The following is a 19682-nucleotide window of genomic DNA, read 5'->3' as shown; positions in this document are numbered from 1 at the left end:
GATTCGCAGAAAGAGGTGAGCGCGCAAGCGTAAAAAAGACGGCGTATAAAGTCCGTAAAAAATGCGCTTGTTTCCGTAAATGTTGCCCGGGCCACACAGCGATATGACCCTTTGATTGCACGGCACGATCCCGGTGGCACCATGCCAGGCATAGGAACTGCGAGGTGCCCAGGTGTTGATCAATTGTGTGGTGTACGAGGATGGCACCAAGCTGGCAGACATCCCCGTGAGCGAGATCCGTGAGCACATTTCACTGCCCGGTTGCTTCGTGTGGGTGGCTCTTCAGGACGCGACCCCTGAAGAGCTCGATGAGTTGCAGCGGGAGTTCGGCTTGCATCCGCTGGCGGTGGAGGATGCGCGCCATGGGCACCAGCGGCCCAAGGTGGAGGAGTACGGCGCCTCCCTCTTCGTCGTTCTTCATTTGCTCGAGTCCAGTGGAACTGCGGATGCGGTTTGCCGGCTGGGCGAGCTGAATGTGTTCGTGGGCAAGAACTACCTGGTGTCGGTGCGCAACCACAGCGAACGCGGCTTCCTGGAGGTGCGCGAACGCTGCGAACGCGAGCCCGCGCTGCTGCGCAACGGACCGGGCTTCGTGCTCTACGCCTTGATGGACGCAGTGGTGGACCGCTACTTCCCCGTCATCGACGCGTTCGAGGTCGAGCTCGAAACGATCGAGCAGCAGATCTTTGCCCAAGGTGCCGCGCGCACCAGCATCAAGCGGCTGTATGGGCTCAAGCAGCGCCTCACCGTGCTCAAGCACGCCATCGCCCCTCTGCTCGAGGGTGCCGCGAAGCTCCATGGCGGGCGGGTGCCGCAGATCTGCCTGAGTTCGCAGGAGTATTTTCGGGACGTGGTCGATCACCTCGACCGCATCAATGCGTCCATCGATGCCATCCGCGACACGATCGCGACGGCCATCCAGGTCAACCTCTCCATGGTCACCATCGAGGATGGCGAGGTCGTCAAGCGCCTGGCCGCATGGGCCAGCCTTTTCGCCGTGTGCACGGCATTCGCCGGCATCTGGGGCATGAATTTCGAGCACATGCCAGAGCTCAAATGGCGCTACGGCTATGCGGCTGCGCTCACGCTCATCGCGGGTACATGTGGCTACCTCTACTACCGCTTTCGCAAGGCGGGTTGGTTGTAGGTGGCACTCCTGCCCGGGGCGGGTGAAACGATGGGCCTGTGCCGCTGAGTGCCCATCGGGTGTTTGGCGCACCGTTCTTCCCGGTGCGCCGAGGGTCGTTGCGACAGGCCTGAAGGCTCTTCGCGAGCCCCATCCGGCGGCCCGATTTTTACGGCATTTTTACGCTCCACGGGGCAGTCTGTGCACACTTTTTACGGCGACATCTTGAGAATCAAACACACGTTTTGATGCAGGAGTTGTCGATGGACGTCGTATGGGTCGCCGCAGTAGCGGCATTGTGGATAGTCATGGCGGAAGCCGTGATCCTGCTGGGCAAGTTCGGCCCGGCCAAGGGGGAGCGGGCATGATCGGCGTAGAAGTTCTATATGGCTTTGGGGCACTTGTGGCCATCGCCTTGCTGGCCTACCTCGTGTTCGCGCTGATCTGCGCAGAGGAGTTCTGACATGGACGCCTTTGCATGGGGCCTCCTTGGGCTCTTTCTGGCTGTGCTGGGCCTCTTGGCATGGCCTCTTGGCAAGTTCCTTGCCGCGTTGTGCGACGGCAGGCTCCCGAGGTGGATGCACGCTGTCGAAAGGCCGCTGTACAAGTTGGCCGGTGTAGCGCCGGACCAGTCGATGCACTGGCGCGCCTATGCGCTGGCACTGCTTGCATTCAACGCCATTGGCGCGTTCGTGGTGTATGGCCTGCAGCGCTTTCAACACCTGCTGCCGCTCAACCCGCAGGGCATGGCGGCCGTGTCCGGCGATTCCTCGTTCAACACCGCCGTGAGCTTCGTGGCCAATACCAACTGGCAAGGCTACGCGGGCGAGTCCACCATGAGCTACCTCACGCAGATGCTCGGCCTGTCGGTGCAGAACTTCTTCTCGGCTGCCACCGGCATTGCCGTGGCGTTTGCATTGGCGCGTGGCTTTGCCGCGCGGCGCACGGATGGCCAGGGCTTCGTCGGCAATTTCTGGACCGACGTGACGCGCATCACGGCCTGGGTCCTGGTGCCGATCTCCTTTGTGATCGCTGTGGTCCTGGTCGGACAGGGTGTCATCCAGAACTTCGACTCCTACAAGGACGTTACGACGCTGGAGCCCACGGCCTACTCCATTCCCAAGCTGGATGAAGCAGGCCAGCCAGTCAATGGCGCTGACGGCGTCCCGGTCATGGAGGACAAGACCACCACAATCCAGACACTCGCAATGGGACCCGTGGCCTCGCAGGAAGCCATCAAGATGCTGGGTACGAATGGCGGCGGGTTCTTCAACGCCAACTCAGCCCACCCCTACGAGAACCCGACGGCGCTGACCAACTTCGTGCAGATGCTGGCGATCTTTCTGATACCTGCTGCGCTGTGCTTTGCGTTTGGCCGCGTCGTTGGCGATCAACGCCAGGGTGTCGCGATCCTCGCTGCAATGACCATCATGTTTGTCGTTGCCGTCACCGCTGTCGTTTCTGCAGAGCAAGCTGGCAATCCTCAATGGACGTCTCTCGGAGTGAACCAGGCTGCCAGTCCCCTGCAATCGGGCGGCAACATGGAAGGCAAGGAAGTTCGATTCGGCATCACTGCATCGGCACTTTTTGCTGCGGTCACGACCGCTGCGTCTTGCGGCGCCGTGAACTCCATGCACGATTCATTCACTCCCCTGGGCGGAATGGTTCCGATGGTGCTGATGCAGTTGGGTGAAGTGGTGTTCGGCGGTGTAGGTACCGGCCTCTATGGGATGCTGGTGTTCGCCATCCTCGCGGTCTTCATGGCCGGCCTCATGATTGGCCGCACGCCAGAGTATTTGGGCAAGAAGATCGAAGTGCGTGAGATGAAGCTCACTTCGGTCGCCATCCTGGTGACGCCAATATTGGTGCTGGTCGGCACTGCCATCGCCGTCAGTGCGGGTGCAGGCAAGGCAGGCATTGCCAACCCCGGTGCCCACGGGTTCTCCGAAATCCTGTACGCGCTGACCTCGGCTGCCAACAACAACGGCAGCGCCTTCGCCGGCCTGTCTGCCAACACGCCGTTCTACAACGTGCTGCTGGCCTTGGCGATGTGGTTCGGTCGCTTTGGCGTGATCGTGCCGGTGCTGGCCATCGCCGGCTCGCTGGCGGCCAAGAAGCGCCTGCCCGCCACGGCGGGCACCATGCCCACCCATGGCCCGCTTTTCGTGGTGCTGCTGATCGGTACGGTGCTTCTCGTGGGTCTTCTCAACTATGTGCCTTCTCTGGCGTTGGGCCCGGTGATCGAGCATTTGATGCTCTGGGCCAAGTGAGGGTTTGCTGATGACTACTAAAAAATCTTCCATTTCGTTGCTGGATCCAGCGCTGATGAAAACAGCGCTGTGGGGTGCCCTGGCCAAGCTCAGTCCCATGGTGCAGTGGCGCAACCCGGTGATGTTCATCGTCTACATCGGCAGCATCTTCACGACGCTGCTGTGGGTGCATGCCCTCAACGCGCCGCAGGACGCGAGCATGCGCCCGGCGTTCGTGCTGGCGATCACGGTGTGGCTCTGGTTCACCGTGCTGTTCGCGAACTTCGCGGAAGCCCTGGCCGAAGGCCGCAGCAAGGCGCAAGCCGCATCGCTGCGCGGGCTGCGCAAGGAAACCTGGGCCAAGAAGCTCAAGGAGCCAGTCTATGGTTCCACCTTCCTGCCCGAGCAGGCCACCAACCTGCGCCGCGGCGACGTGGTGCTGGTGGAGACCGGTGACGTCATTCCCTTGGACGGCGAAGTGATCGAAGGCGTGGCCTCCGTCGACGAAAGCGCCATCACCGGCGAATCGGCACCCGTGGTGCGCGAGTCGGGCGGCGACTTCTCTGCGGTCACGGGGGGCACCCGCGTGCTTTCCGACTGGCTGGTGGTGCGCATTTCGGTGAATCCGGGCGAGTCGTTCCTGGACCGGATGATCGGCATGGTGGAAGCCGCCAAACGCCAGAAGACGCCCAACGAGGTGGCATTGACCATCCTGCTGGTGGCGTTGACGATCGTGTTCCTGGTCGTCACTGTCACCCTGCTGCCCTTCTCGCTGTTCAGCGTGCAGGCCTCGCAGGCCGGAACGGTCGTTTCGCTGACCGCCCTGGTGGCCCTGCTGGTGTGCCTGATCCCGACCACGATTGGCGGTTTGCTGTCTGCCGTCGGTGTGGCCGGCATGAGCCGCATGATGCAGGCCAACGTGATCGCGACCTCCGGCCGCGCCGTGGAAGCAGCCGGTGACGTGGACGTGCTGCTGCTCGACAAGACCGGCACCATCACGCACGGCAACCGCCAGGCCAGCACCTTCCTGCCTGCACCGGGGGTGACGCCTGCCCGCCTGGCACGTGCCGCCCTGCTGGCCTCCCTGGCCGATGAAACGCCCGAGGGGCGCAGCATCGTCGAGCTCGCCCGCCGCGCCAACGTGGACGAAAAGAACCCGGAGGGCGTGGTGCTGGTGCCCTTCACGGCGCAGACGCGCATGAGCGGCGTGGACCTCCCGGCCGAAGGCGCTACGGGCCGATCTGCAACCATGCTGCGCAAGGGCGCCGTGCAGGCGATCGCTCGCCATGTCGAAAGCCTGGGCGGCACCATGCCGCGTGAAGTGAACACGGCCGCCGACCAGGTCGCCCAGCGCGGCAGCACGCCCCTGGTGGTCACCGAGGGCAACCAGGTGCTGGGCGTGGTCGAGCTCAAGGACGTCGTCAAGGCGGGCATCAAGGAACGCTTCATCGAGCTGCGCCGCATGGGCATCCGCACGGTGATGATCACCGGCGACAACAAGCTCACGGCCGCCTATATCGCCGCGGAAGCCGGCGTCGATGACTTCCTGGCCGAGGCCACCCCGGAGGACAAGCTCGCGCTCATCCGCAAGTACCAGTCCGAGGGGCGCCTGGTCGCCATGACCGGCGATGGCACCAACGATGCACCCGCGCTGGCCCAGGCCGACGTGGCGGTGGCGATGGGCAGCGGAACCCAGGCCGCCAAGGAAGCTGGCAACATGGTCGACCTGGACTCCAATCCGACCAAGCTGCTGGAGGTGGTCGAAACCGGCAAGGCGCTGTTGATGACCCGTGGATCCCTGACGACCTTTTCGATTGCGAACGATGTGGCGAAATACTTCGCCATCATTCCCGCGATCTTCGTGTCGACCTACCCGCAGCTGTCGGCCCTCAACGTGATGCAGCTGGCGAGCCCGTCGTCTGCCATCCTGTCGGCGGTGATCTTCAATGCGCTGGTGATCGTGTTCCTGATCCCCCTGGCATTGCGGGGGGTGCGCTATCGCCCGGTAGGCGCTGCTGCGCTGCTGCGCCGCAACCTGGCGATCTATGGATTGGGGGGCCTGCTGGTACCCTTCGTCGGCATCAAGCTGATCGATTTGATGCTCGTGGCCGTTGGCCTGATTTGAGGAGCTTGTGATGAAAGACATTCTTCGCCCCGCCATCGTGGTGTTCGCCGCCCTGAGCGTGCTCACCGGGTTGCTTTACCCCCTGGCCGTCACGGGTGCCGCCAAGGCCATGTTCCCCAACGAGGCGGCGGGCAGCCTGGTGCAACGCAATGGCCAGACGGTCGGATCGTCGCTGATCGGCCAGAACTTCTCCGATCCCGGCCATTTCTGGGGCCGGCCATCGGCCACGGCGACCATGCCCTACAACGCAGCCGCCTCGGGTGGGTCCAACCAGGGTCCGCTCAACCCAGCGCTGAGCGACGCCATCAAGGCGCGCGTGGAGGCATTGCGCGCGGCCGACCCTGGCAACACGGCGGTGGTGCCGGTGGACCTGGTCACCACGTCCGCCAGTGGCCTGGACCCCCACATCAGCCCGGCGGCAGCGCAATACCAGGTGGCACGCATCGCACGCGTGCGCAATCTGCCGGCCGCAAGCGTGAACGCGCTTGTCGACAAACACACGGAGCGCCCGCTCTTCGGTGTTCTCGGTGAAGCGAGGGTGAACGTACTGGCGTTGAATCTTTCCTTGGACAATGTGCGATAGCGCAATGCCCTGCTGCTGCGCTACGTCGGTAGCCATGTGCTTTGCTTTGGAGCGGGGCTTGCATGGCTGACGCACAGCGGCCGGATCCCGATGCGTTGATTGCGCAGCTGCGCGCGCAGGAAGAACAGACCAGCCGCGGCAAGCTGCGCATCTACTTTGGCGCCAATGCCGGCGTAGGGAAGACCTGGGCCATGCTGAGCGCGGCCCAGCGTGAGCGCAGCGCCGGCCGCGACATCCTGATCGGTGTGGTGGAAACGCATGGTCGGGCCGAAACGGCAGCGCTGTTGGATGGGCTGCAGGCATTGCCTCTCAGGGAGGTGGAGTACCGTGGCCGGCTCCTTCCTGAATTTGACCTGGACGCGGCCCTTGCACGCAAGCCGGCCATTCTCCTGGTGGATGAGCTCGCTCACTCCAACGTGCAAGGCTCCCGCCATGCCAAGCGCTGGCAGGATGTCCAGGAACTGCTCGCCGCGGGCATCGACGTGTGGACCGCTCTCAATGTCCAGCACCTGGAAAGCCTCAATGGGACTGTGGGTGCGATCACCGGAATCCGGGTGCATGAAACGGTGCCCGATACGGTGCTGGACGACGCGGACGAGGTGGTGCTGGTCGATGCAACCCCGGATGAGCTGATCGCCCGGCTGAGTGCCGGCAAGGTCTACGTGCCCCAGCAGGCGGATCGTGCCGCGAGGAGCTTCTTTCGCAAGGGCAACCTGATCGCTCTGCGAGAAATCGCCTTGCGCCGCACGGCCGAGCACGTGGAAGATGACGTGCTGGGCTGGCGCATCGAGCAGTCCGGCGGTGCCGGGGGCGGTGTGGCTGGAGCCTGGAACACATCGGGCAGCATCCTGGCCTGTGTGGGGCCCCACGAAGATGCGGCCCAGACGGTACGGACGGCCGCACGCCTGGCCGGCCAGCTCAATGTGAAGTGGCACGCAGCCTATGTGGAGACACCTCGGCTGCAGCGATTGGCGGCGAAGCGGCGCGACAAGATTCTGGCGGTGCTGCAATTGGCGCAGGAGCTTGGGGCCGAGACGGCCGTGCTTACCGGTGACCGGGTGGCTCCGGTGTTGGCTTCCCAGGCGCTCCATCTGAACTGTGCGACGGTCGTTCTGGGGCGGCCGGCGAATCCGGAAAGCTGGAGGAAGTGGCTTCCCACCAAGCCCGTGGGAAGAGAACTTGCCGCATTGGCGCCTTCGCTGGACATCGTGGAGACCGCGCACGCGGGCAGTTCGAGGCGCTTGTCAGAGGCGCTGCGCAGTTCCAGATCGGGCGTGGATGCGTTGGAGACGGACGAAGTCAACCACGCGCGCTGGCCAGGATTCCTGTGGGCGCTGGGGGCCAGCATTGCGGTTACCTTGCTCGCGACTCCGTTGCACGGGGTGCTGGAGCTGACCAACATCGTCATGCTTTACCTTCTGGCCGTTGTCGGCGTGGCCATGCGCTTTGGCAGAGGGCCTGCGGCAATGGCAGCACTGCTCAATGTGCTGGCATTCGATTTCTTCTTCGTCTCGCCCCGACTGTCCTTTGCAGTGAGCGATGTGCAGTACATCGTTACCTTCGCCGTCATGCTGGGAGTCGGCCTGCTGGTGGGTCAGCTCACGGCAGGCCTCCGGTTCGCGGCGGGAGTGTCGAACAGCCGGGAGCGGCGTGCCCAATCCTTGTTCGAGCTCACCCGGGAGCTGTCTGCAGCCCTTGAGACAAGCCAGGTCATCGACATTGGTGCCTCGGCGGTGCAAGAGCATTTTGGCGGCCGAGCGGTGGTGGTGGCAATGGATGAGGCGGACAACCTCCACTACCCTGACGATCTTCCAGCGGGCTTTGACAAGAGCGTGGCCGACTGGACTCTGCGCCAAGGCCAGAGTGCCGGGCTGGCGACGAGTACCCTTGCAGCGCAGTCCTGGCGCTATGTGCCATTGAAAGCACCCATGCGGGTCCGTGGCGTGCTGGCATTGGAGCCTGCGCATCCGCGGTGGCTGCTCATTCCGGAACAGGCCCAGCAGCTCGAGACACAGGCCCGGCAGATCGCCATTGCGCTCGAACGCGTGCACTACGTCGATATTGCGCAGAAGGCGGTGCTGGACGTCGAGTCCGAGCGGCTGCGCAATGCGCTGCTGGGTGCCGTGTCCCATGATGTGCGCACGCCGCTCACAGCGCTCATCACTCTGGCCGAATCGCTCAGGTCGGCGCCGCCGCACGAGCGGGAGTCGGTGGCGCAAGCCATCGTGCACCAGGCGCACCAACTCAACGCGCTCGTCAGCAACCTGCTGGACATGGCCCGGTTGGAAAGCGATGTATCGGGCCAGAGCGTCAGCTTGCGCCGCGACTGGCAATCGGTGGAGGAGGTCGTCGGCGCGTCCATCCGGGCAGCCCAGGCCGCGCTGGGCGGCACGACCGTGCGCACAGACATCCCGGCAGATTTGCCCTTGGTGGAGTTCGACGCTGTGCTCATCGAACGCGTGCTCGTCAACCTTCTGGAAAACGCCGCCAAGTACGGGGCACCACCCATTGTCGTGAAAGCCTCCACGACCGAAAGCAGCCTGGTGCTGGAGGTGACGGACCATGGGGCTGGGCTGCCTCTTTCGGTCCGAGGAAAAGAGCACACGTTGTTTGAGAAGTTCACGCGCGGGCAGGCGGAGAGCGCAACGCCAGGTGTGGGGCTGGGCCTGGCCATCTGCAAAGCCGTGGTGCACGCCCATGGCGGAACGATCTCGGCAGCAAGCGCGTCTGGAGGTGGCGCGCAGTTCATGATCACCATTCCACGGCGCGAACCCCCGCCCGAACCCGATTTTGAAGACATGGAGCGGGGCCCTGTGGCCCCTTGATGCAATGCAGATACGTACCGTTTTGGTGGTGGAAGACGAGCCTCAGATCCGGCGCTTCGTACGCAGCGCGCTGGAGGCGGAAGGCTGGCAGGTGAACGAGGCCGCAACGCTGCGCGAGGGCCTGTCCGCCGCAGGAACCCGCCAGCCGGATCTGCTGGTGCTCGATCTGGGCCTGCCGGATGGAGATGGCATCGACCTTATCCGTGACGTGCGCGGCTGGTCTGCTGTGCCGATCATCGTCCTGTCCGCGCGCACCGATGAGGCTGACAAGATCAACGCGCTGGATGCGGGAGCCGATGACTACCTCACCAAGCCCTTCGGGACGGGAGAGCTGCTTGCGCGGGTGCGTGCGAACCTGCGCCGCCCACGTGTGGCCACAGGCAATGGGTTGGCAGCCGACGGGGTGGAGCCGGCGTTTCAATTCGGCGACGTGGAGGTGGACCGCACTGCGCGCGTGGTGCGCAAGGCCGGGGTGGAGGTCCATCTGACGCCTACCGAGTACCGCATGCTGTCGGTTCTCGTCACCAATGCAGGACGCGTCATCACCCAGAAGCAATTGCTTCGCGAGGTGTGGGGTCCCATGCGATCAGACCAGAGCCACTACTTGCGTATCTACATGGGACACCTGCGACAAAAGCTCGAGGCGGATCCGGCACAGCCTCGCCATTTGCTGACCGAATCGGGTGTGGGCTACCGGTTGTCGGTGTGACGAAACCGATTTGGGGCGATTGGGTGCACACGTTTTCCAGGGCCAGCTGAGCGCCGGTACAGATAAATTGACGGTGATTTGACGGTAAGGCCCTCCGTTTTTACGAAGGATTTACACCAAACTTCCTAGACTGGGTGCATGTTCAACACCTGCCAGCCGAGCCACACACGCGGGGCTCATGCTGGCCATAGACATGCTGCAGAAATGCCCGAGCACCAGCCTGCACCGGATACCGGCGCTCCCTTTTACCGAGCCGGGCACCGATCCCAATCCATTGGTGGAGCTACCGCTCCTCACGCCATGCGCCAATGCGCAAAGCTTGCGAACCACGCTGCATGCCGTGCTGGGGTCGCAGCTGCGCGGCTATGGCCTAGCCCTGGATCCTGTTCGCCAACTGGCGACGGTCACCCTGCATGTCCATCTGGGAGACGTCGAGCAGACGATGCGCTGCCTGATGGCCGCATTGCCCACCGCCCAGTTTGGACGCATTGCCAAGATCGCCATGGACGAGGTGCGTCGGTGCCATTGAAACCCTGCTGTCGGGTCAGCAAGCCGGCCATTGGGGCCGGCCCCCTTGCCTGCCTGCAGGGCGGCGTTGGGGTGCTGTGCCATGGATGACTGGCTGCATGTGCTGCTCGCTCTTCTGGTGCTGGTGGCGCCGATTGCAACGGGATGGCTGGCTTTGAAGCTGTCCGATCGCAGGGAGCGAAAGTCCCGCCGGAGCTTGCGATGAAGCGAGCGATCCAGGGCCAGGAGGTCGAATTGGCCAGCGTTGAAGACCTGGAAAAACTGGACGGACTTGAGCGTTCGGCGTTCGAGAGCGATCGGATTTCCCGGCGCAGTTGGCAGCGAATGCTGGCCAGTCCTTCGGCCCGTGTCCTGGTCAGCAGGTCCAAGGATGCGCTGGAGGGTGCCTGCGTGGTGTTGCGCCGCAAAGGCTCGTCGGTGGCGCGTCTGTACTCCATTGCGGTGGCGCCGGCGGCGCGGGGTTCGGGGATCGCCGCGAAGCTGCTGGGTGCAGCGCTGAGCGATGCACGGCGCTCGGGGTGCGCGGTACTGCGGCTTGAAAGCCGTCTGGACAATGCGGCTGCACACCGCCTCTTCGAACGCCATGGGTTCTCGCAATCGGGGCGCAAGGCGGCGTACTACGAGGATGGCGAGGACGCCCTGTGCTTTCAGCGGGACCTGTTCGACGGAGCGCTGATGCAAGGTGGTGTCGCACACCGGGTGCGCCACTACGCCCAGACGCTCGATTTCACCTGCGGACCTTGCGCGCTGCTGATGGCCATGTCGGCGATGGACCCTTCCACCCCCGTGAACCAGGCCGCAGAGATCCGCTTGTGGAGAGAGGCCACCACGGTCTTCATGGCGGCCGGCCATGGCGGCTCTGGGCCGTTCGGGCTGGCGCGCTCCGCACTGAAGCGCGGCTTTGGCGTGTCGGTGTATGCGGCCGCTGGCGCATCCCTGTTCATGGACAGCGTGCGTGACCAGCACAAGAAGGACGTCATCCAGCTGGTGGAGAACGACTTCCGATCCGAGCTGGTGGAACATCAAGTTCCCATCTACGCGCGGCCTGTGTCTCCCGAAAGCCTGATCGATCATCTGCGCGCGGGGCGCCTGCCCATCGTGCTCATCAGCCTGTGGCGGCTCCACCGCGAGAAAACGCCCCATTGGGTGGTGATTGTCGGCTTCGATGGAGCAGTGTTTCGCGTCCTCGACCCCATGGCCCGCTCCAGCGATCCCGATGGAGGCATGTCCATCAGCCTGGGTGAATTCAAGAAGATCGCCAGATACGGGCGCCGAAGGCGCACGGCGGCGGTCGTCATCTCTGGAAAGAAATAAATTGTCCTCAGAACACGTCATCGTTGTAGAAAAGCTCGCCGACTTCCGATGGGATGATTCGGAACTCAAGGTCATCACCGCAGACCAGTTCGTGGCAGAGGAGCCAGGGGCCCGCGGGCAACTGCGCAAGGTCACCAACCTGTGCCGGACCTACGGGTACCTGAGCATGGGGTACTACTGCTCCCTGCTCGCGGAGGCCCGGGGCGACCGCGTGACCCCGAGCGTGGACACCATCCTCAGCCTGCAGCGCAAGCGCATGCAACCGGCCGCCCTGGCCCAGCTCAACCGGCTGATCGGTCCGCTCAAAGAAATACCCAGGTCGGTGAACACCTTGACGCTGCACGTGTTCTTCGGCGTCATCGAGGACCCGGCCCTGGCAGCACTGGCGCGCAAGAGTTTCGAGCTGTTTCGCTGCCCGTTGATGCAGATCACGCTGGAGCGGCAAGAGCAGTCCCTGAGTTGGCAGATTGGCGACATGCAGGCGCTGGACCTGCGCGATGTGGATGCGGCGCGCGATGGGGTCTTCGTGCAGGCGCTGCGCCAGTACACACGCCGCAGCTGGCGCCCCATGATCGCCATGCCCTTGCCGAGGATGGACCTGGCCGTCTTGCACGACCCCTCCGATCCGCTGCCGCCGTCCAACCTCAAGACGCTCAGGAAGCTGGTCGACGTGGGGCAGGACATGGGCATCGCAGTCGAGCTCATCGAGAAGAAGGATTTCTCGCGCCTGACCCAGTTCGACGCGCTCTTCATCCGCGAGACCACGGCGGTCACGCACCACACCTTCCAGTTCGCCAAGAAGGCCGTGGCCGAAGGCATGCCGGTGATTGATGACCCGGTGTCCATCCTGCGTTGCACCAACAAGGCCTTTCTGGCCGAAATCCTGCGCGAGAACTCCATCGCGACGCCCATGACCCACATGGCCAGCCGGCGCACCATTGGCGACATGCACAACCGGCTGACCTACCCGCTGGTCGTGAAGGTGCCAGACGGAGCGTTCAGCCGAAGCGTCAAGAAGGCGGACAGCTTTGAGCACCTTCAGGACATCGCAAAGGACATGCTCAAGGAGTCCGAAATCATCCTGCTGCAGGAGTTCATGTACACGGACTTCGACTGGCGCATCGGCGTGCTCGCGGGGCAGCCGGTCTTTGCGGCAAAGTACTTCATGTGCGATGGCCACTGGCAGATACTGCAGCACGCCGACAATGGAAAGTACACCGAGGGTCGGGTACAGGCGGTGCCCCTGGATGAGGTACCGCCAGAGGTGCTGCATGCCGCTGTCAGCTCGACGCGTCTGGTGGGCAACAGCTTTTACGGCGTGGATCTGAAATCCACCGCCTCTGGCGTCTTTGTCATCGAGATCAACGACAATCCCAACCTCGATGTCGGTGTAGAAGACGCGGCCTTGGGCGATGCGCTTTACGTGATGCTGCTTTCGCACTTTTTGAAGCAGGTAGAGCTTCGATTCAACTCAAGTACCGCACGGCCGATCAAGCAAGGCGCTCCCTTTCTCGCACTGGCCGTCGGGTAGCAGCGGGATGCAGTTGCCGCAAGCGGGCCGGTCGACAGGGCATTTCAACGCTGACCAGGTCGTGGTCGTTTCCGGGCCCCACCCTGTGCCATAGGTTCGCCATCGCAGCAAGCAAGGGTTCCTGGGCGTGCGAGATCGCAGCGAGCGAGCGCCTGATTCGCTCCGCAACGGCTCGGACCCTGTCCTTGGTGCGCCGACGGAGGCTGTGTTTGCTCCTTGCTTTCCTGTCGTCGCTGCAGTCCACGCAGCGTTGGAGAAGATCGGGCATCAGATTTGCACGCGCGTTCCCAGTTCCACCACTCCATTGTGTGGAAGTCTCAGGAAATCCCCGATGCTGCCGGCATTGCGTGCCATGGTTGCGAACAGCGCCTCGCGCCAGTGCGCCATTCCTGCTCCCCGGGTCGGGATCACGATCTCTCGGCTCAGGAAATAGGACAGCTGGAATTCGTCGATCAGCAGGCCTTCCTTCGCGCAGAGGCGAAGTGCGCGCGGCACGTCGGGCTCATCCTTGAAACCGAAATTCACCTGGACTTTCCAGAATCCGTCGACCAGCGGTTCCACATGCAGCCGTTCTTCCTGCGGCACCCAAGGTACCTCCTGGAACCGCACGGTGAGAATAAGGTTCTGCTCATGCAGCACTTGGTAGTGCTTGAGGTTATGCATCAACGCCTGGGGGACGGTATCGGGGTTGGCGACGGCATACACCGCGGTCCTGGGCGTGCGGCGCACGTTCTCGTCGACTGCCAGCGTGGTGATGAATGGCAGCAGCTCCGGATCGTCACGCTGGATGTGCTCCATCAGCAATTCCCGGCCACGCCGCCAGGTCGCCATGACCACGAAGATCACGCCGCCCAACACAATCGGGAACCAGCCTCCCTGCCAGAACTTCAGCGCACACGAAACCACCAGTACGGCATCAATCAGCAAGAAGGCACCTGTCGCGGCCAAAGCCAGTGGCAACGGATATCCCCATGCATGCCGGACTACGAAGAAGGTCAGCAAGGTGGTGATGAGCATCGTGACCGTCACAGCGATGCCATATGCGGAGGCCAGTGCCGAAGAGCTTCCGAAGCCCACCATGGCCAGCAGCACCGCCACCATCACCGCCCAGTTCACAAACGGAACGTAGATCTGCCCCACCTCGTTCTCAGAAGTGTGGAAGATTCGCATGCGGGGCAGCAGCCCGAGTTGGATGGCCTGCTTCGTCAGCGAGTAGGCGCCGGAGATCGTGGCTTGGGATGCAATCACCGAAGCCAGGGTTGCCAGCACGACGGCGGGTATCAGCCAGGAAGTCGGAAAGAGGTTGAAGAACGGGTTTCCGAGCGAGGAGGGATCGCTCATGAGAAGCGCCCCCTGTCCCATGTAGTTGAGCGCCAGCGCGGGCAAAACGAAGGTGTTCCAGGCCAGGCGAATCGGCTTTTTGCCGAAATGCCCCATGTCTGCGTACAGAGCCTCGGCTCCCGTCAGTGCCAGAACGATCGCCCCCATGACGACGAACAGGTGCCATCCACGGGCCTGCATGAACTCCAAGGCACGCAGCGGGTTGACCGCCGCCAGGATCGCCGGATTCTGGATGATTTGCACCAGGCCCGTGATGGCGAGGACAGAGAACCAGAGGACGACGACCGGACCAAACAGCTTGCCTACGATGGCCGTACCATAGCGTTGCCCGAGGAACAGGCCTACGATCACGGCGGTCGAGATGGGCAGCACGTAGGGTTTGAGTGCAGGCGTGATGGTTTCCAGCCCTTCCACAGCGCTCAACACCGATATCGCCGGCGTGATCACGGCGTCTCCGTAGAAAAGGGCCGCGCCCAGGACGCCCACCAGCAAAAGAATGGTGTGGCGCCGAGGGGTGCTGCCAGCTGCCTTCGCAGCGAGCGCGGTCAGTGCCATGATTCCGCCTTCCCCCCGGTTGTTGGCGCGAAGGATCAGGACGACGTACTTGAGTGTCACTACGACCATCAGCGCCCACAGGATCGTCGATACAGCGCCAACGATGTTCGCTGCGTCAAGCGCGAGCGAGTGGGCCGGATTGAAGACCTCCTTCATGGTGTACAGGGGGCTTGTGCCGATGTCTCCGTAGACGACTCCCAGTGCACTGAGGGTAAGAACTCCCAAGCCTTGCCGCGGTGGTTGCATTCTGGACTTTCTTTTGAGTGAAGCTGGCCAGGCGGCCTTTGCGGGGTATGGGGGGACTTGGCCGGCATGGTGGTGCGGCGATGCGCTTTCAATGCCCTTCCTTGCAGACATCCTGGCCCCGGTTCAACGGCGCCCTGCCATATTGCCACGGGTTGAACGGGGCATAGTGGTGGCTTGCCAACGGACGGCGCTACATCAAGCCGCATCGGTTGCAAGACGATCTGCCATCCAGTGAGCAAGGCACACCTGGGCAGAGTTCGTGGCCTTCCTCCATGGCACCGTGGCCAACCCGCCGCCCGGCCGTTGCGGCCCACCGGCAACCTGGCGGGCGCTCAGGCGGCTGCGGCGGGCCTTGCTGCCCAGGTGTCCTTCTTGCCGCGCATGCCCACGGGCAGCGCCAGCCCCACGCGGTGGCGCGACAGGGGGCCGGCAGGTTCCAGGTGGGCGAGCATCAGCGTGGCGGCGTCGGCATACGGGACGATCATCTCCGGCACCTTGGATGCGAAAACCAGCAGGAGCAGGGGGGCCGGCAGCGCGCTGGCAAAACCCGCAATGCGCACCGGCAGCTGCTCCGTGGACAGCCGCATCCGTGCCAGGCCGAGCGCGGCCTGCTCGGCCATGGGGCCGGGGCACAGCATGCGCCAGTCCAGCGGCGATGCGCAGATGCGCTCGTAGTTCTTGCCGTGCGGCCAGTAGGTGTCGCGCACCTTAGGCAGGGCCACGCCCTTGCGGCCGGTCTGGCCGATGTCCAGCGCCGCGGCGCCGCCCAGGAACCAGCAGACGGGTCGCTCCACGGCGGGCAGCGACTCGACGCCTTCGACGATGCGCTCCACCAGGTCCACGAAGACCTGGCCCTCGGTGACCATGCCCGCGCAGTTGATGAGCGCGTCGTGGCCGCGGACGATGCTTGCCAGGTCTCCCGCGGCGATCTGGCCGAGGTCGGCCTGGTGCACGGTGACCAGCGATCGGGTCTCCGCAGGCATTTTGGAGGGATTGCGGACCAGCACGGAGACCTGGTGGCCGGCAGTGACGGCCTGTTCGAGCACGTGGCGGCCGAGGGAGCCGGTGGCGCCGAGGATGAGGATGCGTTTCATGGGATCTGGATGGGGTGGTGTGGAGGGCTTCGAGAGCCTGGCCGCGATCATTCCATGCAGTCCCTTGGAAGTCACCGCCCCTCTCGGTGATGCGGTGGCGGGGTGGTGAATTTGTTCACGGCTTGGGTTGCATTTGTTGCCTTGCTTGCTGGTGCTTTTGGGGGGGCTTGGCGGGGTTTGTGATGGATTTCACGGAACGTTTTTTGTGGTGGGTGGGTGCCTGATCACGCTGCGCGGCCAGCGGCCCACGCCCAGCACCGAGCAACTGATCGGTTGCATCCGCCAGGTGGCGGGCGGCATGCGCAGGACGCCACGCGCCAAGCCTGGCGCCTCAGTTCCAGGTCCGCGCCAACGCCGCGGCCGCTGCCTGCAGCCGCGGCAGCTTGTCCAGCGCCTGCGCCAGCGACATGCGTGCCACGGGGGCCTGCAGTGCCACGGCGCAGCGGATGCTCTTGCCGTCGGCACCGCGCACCGGCACAGCCACGCAGACCAGGCCTTCGACGAACTCTTCGGCATCCACCGCATAGTCGTCCTTGCGGATGCGCCTGAACTCCGCATCGAGTGCGGCGCGCGTGGTCAGCGTGGTGGCGGTGTGGCGCGTGAGGGCCAGGCCTTCGAGCAGCCGGTTGCGCTGGCCCGCAGCCATGTGCGCGAGCAGCAGCTTGCCACTGGCAGAGCAGTGCACCGGCACGCGCGTGCCGGGCCGCAGCTGCATCTGCAGCGGAAAGGCCGACTCGATGCGGTCCAGGTACACCACCTCGACACCCGACAGGGCGGTGAAGTTGCAGCTCTCGCCCACCTCGGCCACCAGTTGGCGCAGCACGGCATGGCGCACGCCCTGTTGCGTGCTGCCGGCCAGCGTGGCCTCGGCCAGGCGCAGCAGGCGCGGTGCGGGCGCATAGCGCCGGCCGTCGGGCTCGCGCGCCAGCAGCCCGCCGGACTCCAGCTGTACCAGCAGCCGGTGCACGCTGGGCTTGGGCCAGCCGCTGGCCGCCACGGCCTCGGCCAGCGTGAGCGGGCGCGCCTCGCGCACCAGCACCTCGAGCAGGTCGAACAGGCGCAGGCCGGGCGATGTGGTGGCGGTGTTTTCTGTCATGAATCTCTGATTCCGAGACGTAATAAGAAAATATTCCGGGATTTATAAGGCCTGCCCTACAGTGGGCGCAACCCCTCTCCCGGACATACCCCCGCCCATGGCCCCATCTCCCGCACCCTTTCGCAATGCCGTCGTGACCGGTGCCTGTGGCGGGCTGGGCCAGGCCCTGGTGCGCGAGCTGCTGGCCCAGGGGGCGCAGGTGGCCTTGGTGGGCTTGCAGCGCGACGTGCTCGACGCTCTGGCCGCCACGGCGCCCGGGCGCTGTGCGGTGTACACACCCGACGTGGCCGATGCGGCCGCCATGGCGCAGGTGGCGGCCGACTGGATGGCGCGCGCCGGCCTGCCCGACCTGGTGGTCGCCAACGCCGGTGTGGCCGGCGGCTTCGACACCGGCGAGGCCGGTGACCTGGCCGTGATGCGCCGCATGCTGGAGATCAACCTGCTGGGGCCCGCCACCACCTTCCAGCCCTTCGTGCAGGCGCTGCGTGCGCACGCCGTGCAGGGGCCGCGCTGCGCCCTGGTAGGTGTGGCCAGCATCGCGGGCTGGCGCGGCATGCCCGGCAATGGCGCCTACTGCGCCAGCAAGGGCGGGCTGATCCGCTACCTCGAAAGCCTGCGCGCCGAGTGCCGGGGCTCGCGCCTGTCCGTGCACACCGTGAGCCCGGGCTACCTGCGCACGGCGCTGACCGCCGGCAACCGCTTCGCCATGCCCGGCCTGATGGAGCCCGATGCCGCCGCGCGTGCCCTGCTGGCCGGCGTGGCGCGCGGGCGCGCGCACATCGTGCTGCCACGGCATATCGGCTGGCTCTCGCGCCTGCTGGCCTGCCTGCCCGCCGCCAGCTACGACCGCCTGCTGCGCGGCCAGCCGCGCAAGCCGCGCGTGGGCGAGGCGGGGGCCACCGCCATCCCGGGCCTGCCGGGTGCCGCCGATGGCACAGCGCCCGCCAAGCCCCGTTGAATTTCCACTTCCAGGCCCAGCCCATGCAAGACGACCTTCGCAACGCATCCGCCGACCTGCAGGCCTGCGTGGACAGCACCACGCCCACCACGCGGGGCTCCATTGCGCTGATCGGCGCCGGCCCCTCGGGCCTGGCCGGCGCGCGCAACCTGCAAAAGCTCGGCATTCCGTTCCAGGGCTTCGAGGCCTATACCGACGTGGGCGGGCTGTGGAACATCGCCAACCCGCGCTCCACGGTCTATGCGTCGGCCCACCTGATCTCGAGCAAGCGCACCACCGAGTTCAGCGAATTCCCCATGGCCGACAGCGTGGCCGACTACCCCAGCCACCGCGAGCTGTGCCGCTACTTCGCAGCCTTTGCCGACCATTTCGACCTGCGCCGGTATTTCCGCTTCGGTGTGCGCGTGCTGAAGGTGGAACCCCTGAACGACAGCGAAGACAGCCTGTGGCGCGTGACCATCGCCACGGCCGATGGACGCACCGAGTGCGCCGAGTACAAGGGCGTGGTGATCGCCAACGGCACGCTGGCCGAGCCCAGCATGCCGCGCTTCGAGGGCCATTTCAGCGGCGAGCTGCTGCACACCTCGGCCTACAAGCATGCCGAGCAGTTCAAGGGCAAGCGTGTGCTCATCGTCGGCGCCGGCAACTCGGGCTGCGACATTGCGGTGGACGCGGTGCACTATGCCGAGGGCGTGGACATCTCGGTGCGGCGCGGCTACTACTTCGTGCCCAAGTACGTGTTCGGCAAGCCGGCCGACACGCTGGGCGGCAAGCGCCCGCTGCCGCCCTGGCTCAAGCAGAAGGTGGACAGCACGGTGCTCAAATGGTTCACGGGCGACCCCACGCGCTTCGGCTTTCCCAAGCCCACCTACAAGATGTACGAGTCGCACCCCATCGTGAACTCGCTGATCCTGCACCACCTGGGCCATGGCGACATCCATGTGAAACCCGACATCGCAGGCTTCGACGGCGCCACCGTGCACTTCAAGGACGGCACGCAGCAGGACTACGACATGGTGCTGGCCGCCACGGGCTATACGCTGCACTACCCCTTCATCGCGCGCGGGCTGCTCAACTGGCAGGGCATGGCGCCGCGCCTGCACCTGAACATCTTTGCACCAGGGCGCCGCCGCCTGGCCGTGCTGGGCATGATCGAGGCCAGTGGCATCGGCTGGCAGGGCCGCTACGAGCAGGCCGAGCTGGTGGCGCGCTACTTCAAGGCGCTCGATGCCGGCACGCCCGCCGCCCAGGCCTTCACGGCCGCGGTACAGGGCCCGCCGCCCGACCTGTCGGGCGGCTTCAAGTACCTGCAGCTCGAACGCATGGCCTACTACGTGCACAAGGACACCTACCGCGCCGCCGTGCGCAACGCATCGGCGCAACTGGCCTGAACAGGAGACAT

General features: G+C 64.8%; 15 protein-coding genes. 12 read left to right on the top strand and 3 right to left on the bottom strand.

The window, feature by feature from the left end; genetic code table 11:
• Positions 1 to 172 precede the first annotated feature (172 nt).
• The 10 genes from AC07PA_RS09305 to AC07PA_RS09260 all read left to right on the top strand — a co-directional run bounded on the left by AC07PA_RS09305 (position 173) and on the right by AC07PA_RS09260 (position 12990).
• The gene (locus AC07PA_RS09305; protein ID WP_494604808.1) at positions 173 to 1147 is read left to right on the top strand and encodes a magnesium and cobalt transport protein CorA; all 975 of its coding nucleotides are present in this window, start codon (positions 173 to 175) and stop codon (positions 1145 to 1147) included.
• 343 nt (positions 1148 to 1490) lie between these two features.
• On the top strand, positions 1491 to 1589 hold the full coding sequence (gene kdpF, locus AC07PA_RS09300) for a K(+)-transporting ATPase subunit F (protein WP_007858021.1): 99 nt from the start codon (positions 1491 to 1493) through the stop codon (positions 1587 to 1589).
• A gap of 1 nt (position 1590) precedes the next feature.
• Positions 1591 to 3396 carry a potassium-transporting ATPase subunit KdpA gene (gene kdpA / locus AC07PA_RS09295; protein WP_494604805.1) on the top strand — a complete coding sequence of 602 codons (1806 nt, stop codon included), beginning with the start codon at positions 1591 to 1593 and terminating at the stop codon, positions 3394 to 3396.
• Between the two features lie 10 nt (positions 3397 to 3406).
• Positions 3407 to 5500 (top strand): potassium-transporting ATPase subunit KdpB, encoded by a 2094-nt coding sequence (kdpB, locus tag AC07PA_RS09290; RefSeq protein ID WP_494604803.1) that lies wholly within the window; start codon positions 3407 to 3409, stop codon positions 5498 to 5500.
• 10 nt (positions 5501 to 5510) lie between these two features.
• Entirely contained in the window at positions 5511 to 6083 is a 573-nt protein-coding gene (gene kdpC / locus AC07PA_RS09285; protein WP_494604801.1) for a potassium-transporting ATPase subunit KdpC, read from the top strand.
• A 62-nt stretch (positions 6084 to 6145) separates the two neighbouring features.
• A complete protein-coding gene (locus tag AC07PA_RS09280) occupies positions 6146 to 8908 on the top strand; it encodes a DUF4118 domain-containing protein (RefSeq protein WP_494604799.1) in 2763 nt (920 codons plus the stop codon).
• A gap of 4 nt (positions 8909 to 8912) precedes the next feature.
• Positions 8913 to 9617 carry a two-component system response regulator KdpE gene (kdpE, locus tag AC07PA_RS09275; RefSeq protein ID WP_007858026.1) on the top strand — a complete coding sequence of 235 codons (705 nt, stop codon included), beginning with the start codon at positions 8913 to 8915 and terminating at the stop codon, positions 9615 to 9617.
• Between the two features lie 178 nt (positions 9618 to 9795).
• Entirely contained in the window at positions 9796 to 10146 is a 351-nt protein-coding gene (locus AC07PA_RS09270; RefSeq protein ID WP_007858027.1) for a hypothetical protein, read from the top strand.
• Between the two features lie 200 nt (positions 10147 to 10346).
• Positions 10347 to 11459, top strand: a complete 1113-nt coding sequence (locus AC07PA_RS09265; RefSeq protein WP_007858028.1) for a GNAT family N-acetyltransferase/peptidase C39 family protein — start codon at positions 10347 to 10349, stop codon at positions 11457 to 11459.
• A 1-nt stretch (position 11460) separates the two neighbouring features.
• The gene (locus AC07PA_RS09260; RefSeq protein WP_494604796.1) at positions 11461 to 12990 is read left to right on the top strand and encodes a RimK family ATP-grasp domain-containing protein; all 1530 of its coding nucleotides are present in this window, start codon (positions 11461 to 11463) and stop codon (positions 12988 to 12990) included.
• A 267-nt stretch (positions 12991 to 13257) separates the two neighbouring features.
• Here the strand turns inward: AC07PA_RS09260 and AC07PA_RS09255 are convergent, their stop codons facing one another.
• The 3 genes from AC07PA_RS09255 to AC07PA_RS09245 form a co-directional block, all read right to left on the bottom strand.
• Positions 13258 to 15132 (bottom strand): potassium transporter Kup, encoded by a 1875-nt coding sequence (locus tag AC07PA_RS09255; RefSeq protein ID WP_494604794.1) that lies wholly within the window; start codon positions 15130 to 15132, stop codon positions 13258 to 13260.
• Positions 15133 to 15464: 332 nt separating this feature from the next.
• Positions 15465 to 16226: an NAD(P)-dependent oxidoreductase gene (locus tag AC07PA_RS09250; protein ID WP_494604792.1), complete on the bottom strand. Its 762-nt coding sequence runs from the start codon at positions 16224 to 16226 to the stop codon at positions 15465 to 15467.
• A gap of 331 nt (positions 16227 to 16557) precedes the next feature.
• The gene (locus tag AC07PA_RS09245; protein ID WP_007858034.1) at positions 16558 to 17322 is read right to left on the bottom strand and encodes an IclR family transcriptional regulator; all 765 of its coding nucleotides are present in this window, start codon (positions 17320 to 17322) and stop codon (positions 16558 to 16560) included.
• Positions 17323 to 17419: 97 nt separating this feature from the next.
• On the opposite strand from AC07PA_RS09245, the gene AC07PA_RS09240 reads away from it, so the two are divergent.
• Both AC07PA_RS09240 and AC07PA_RS09235 read left to right on the top strand, forming a co-directional pair.
• Positions 17420 to 18280: an SDR family oxidoreductase gene (locus tag AC07PA_RS09240; protein WP_494604790.1), complete on the top strand. Its 861-nt coding sequence runs from the start codon at positions 17420 to 17422 to the stop codon at positions 18278 to 18280.
• A 23-nt stretch (positions 18281 to 18303) separates the two neighbouring features.
• A complete protein-coding gene (locus AC07PA_RS09235; RefSeq protein ID WP_494604788.1) occupies positions 18304 to 19671 on the top strand; it encodes a flavin-containing monooxygenase in 1368 nt (455 codons plus the stop codon).
• Positions 19672 to 19682 lie beyond the last annotated feature (11 nt).

This window comes from Acidovorax sp. GW821-FHT09B03, assembly GCF_059418305.1.
The sequence above is the reverse complement of the archived record's forward strand: the minus strand, read 5'-3'. Positions and strand labels throughout refer to the sequence as shown.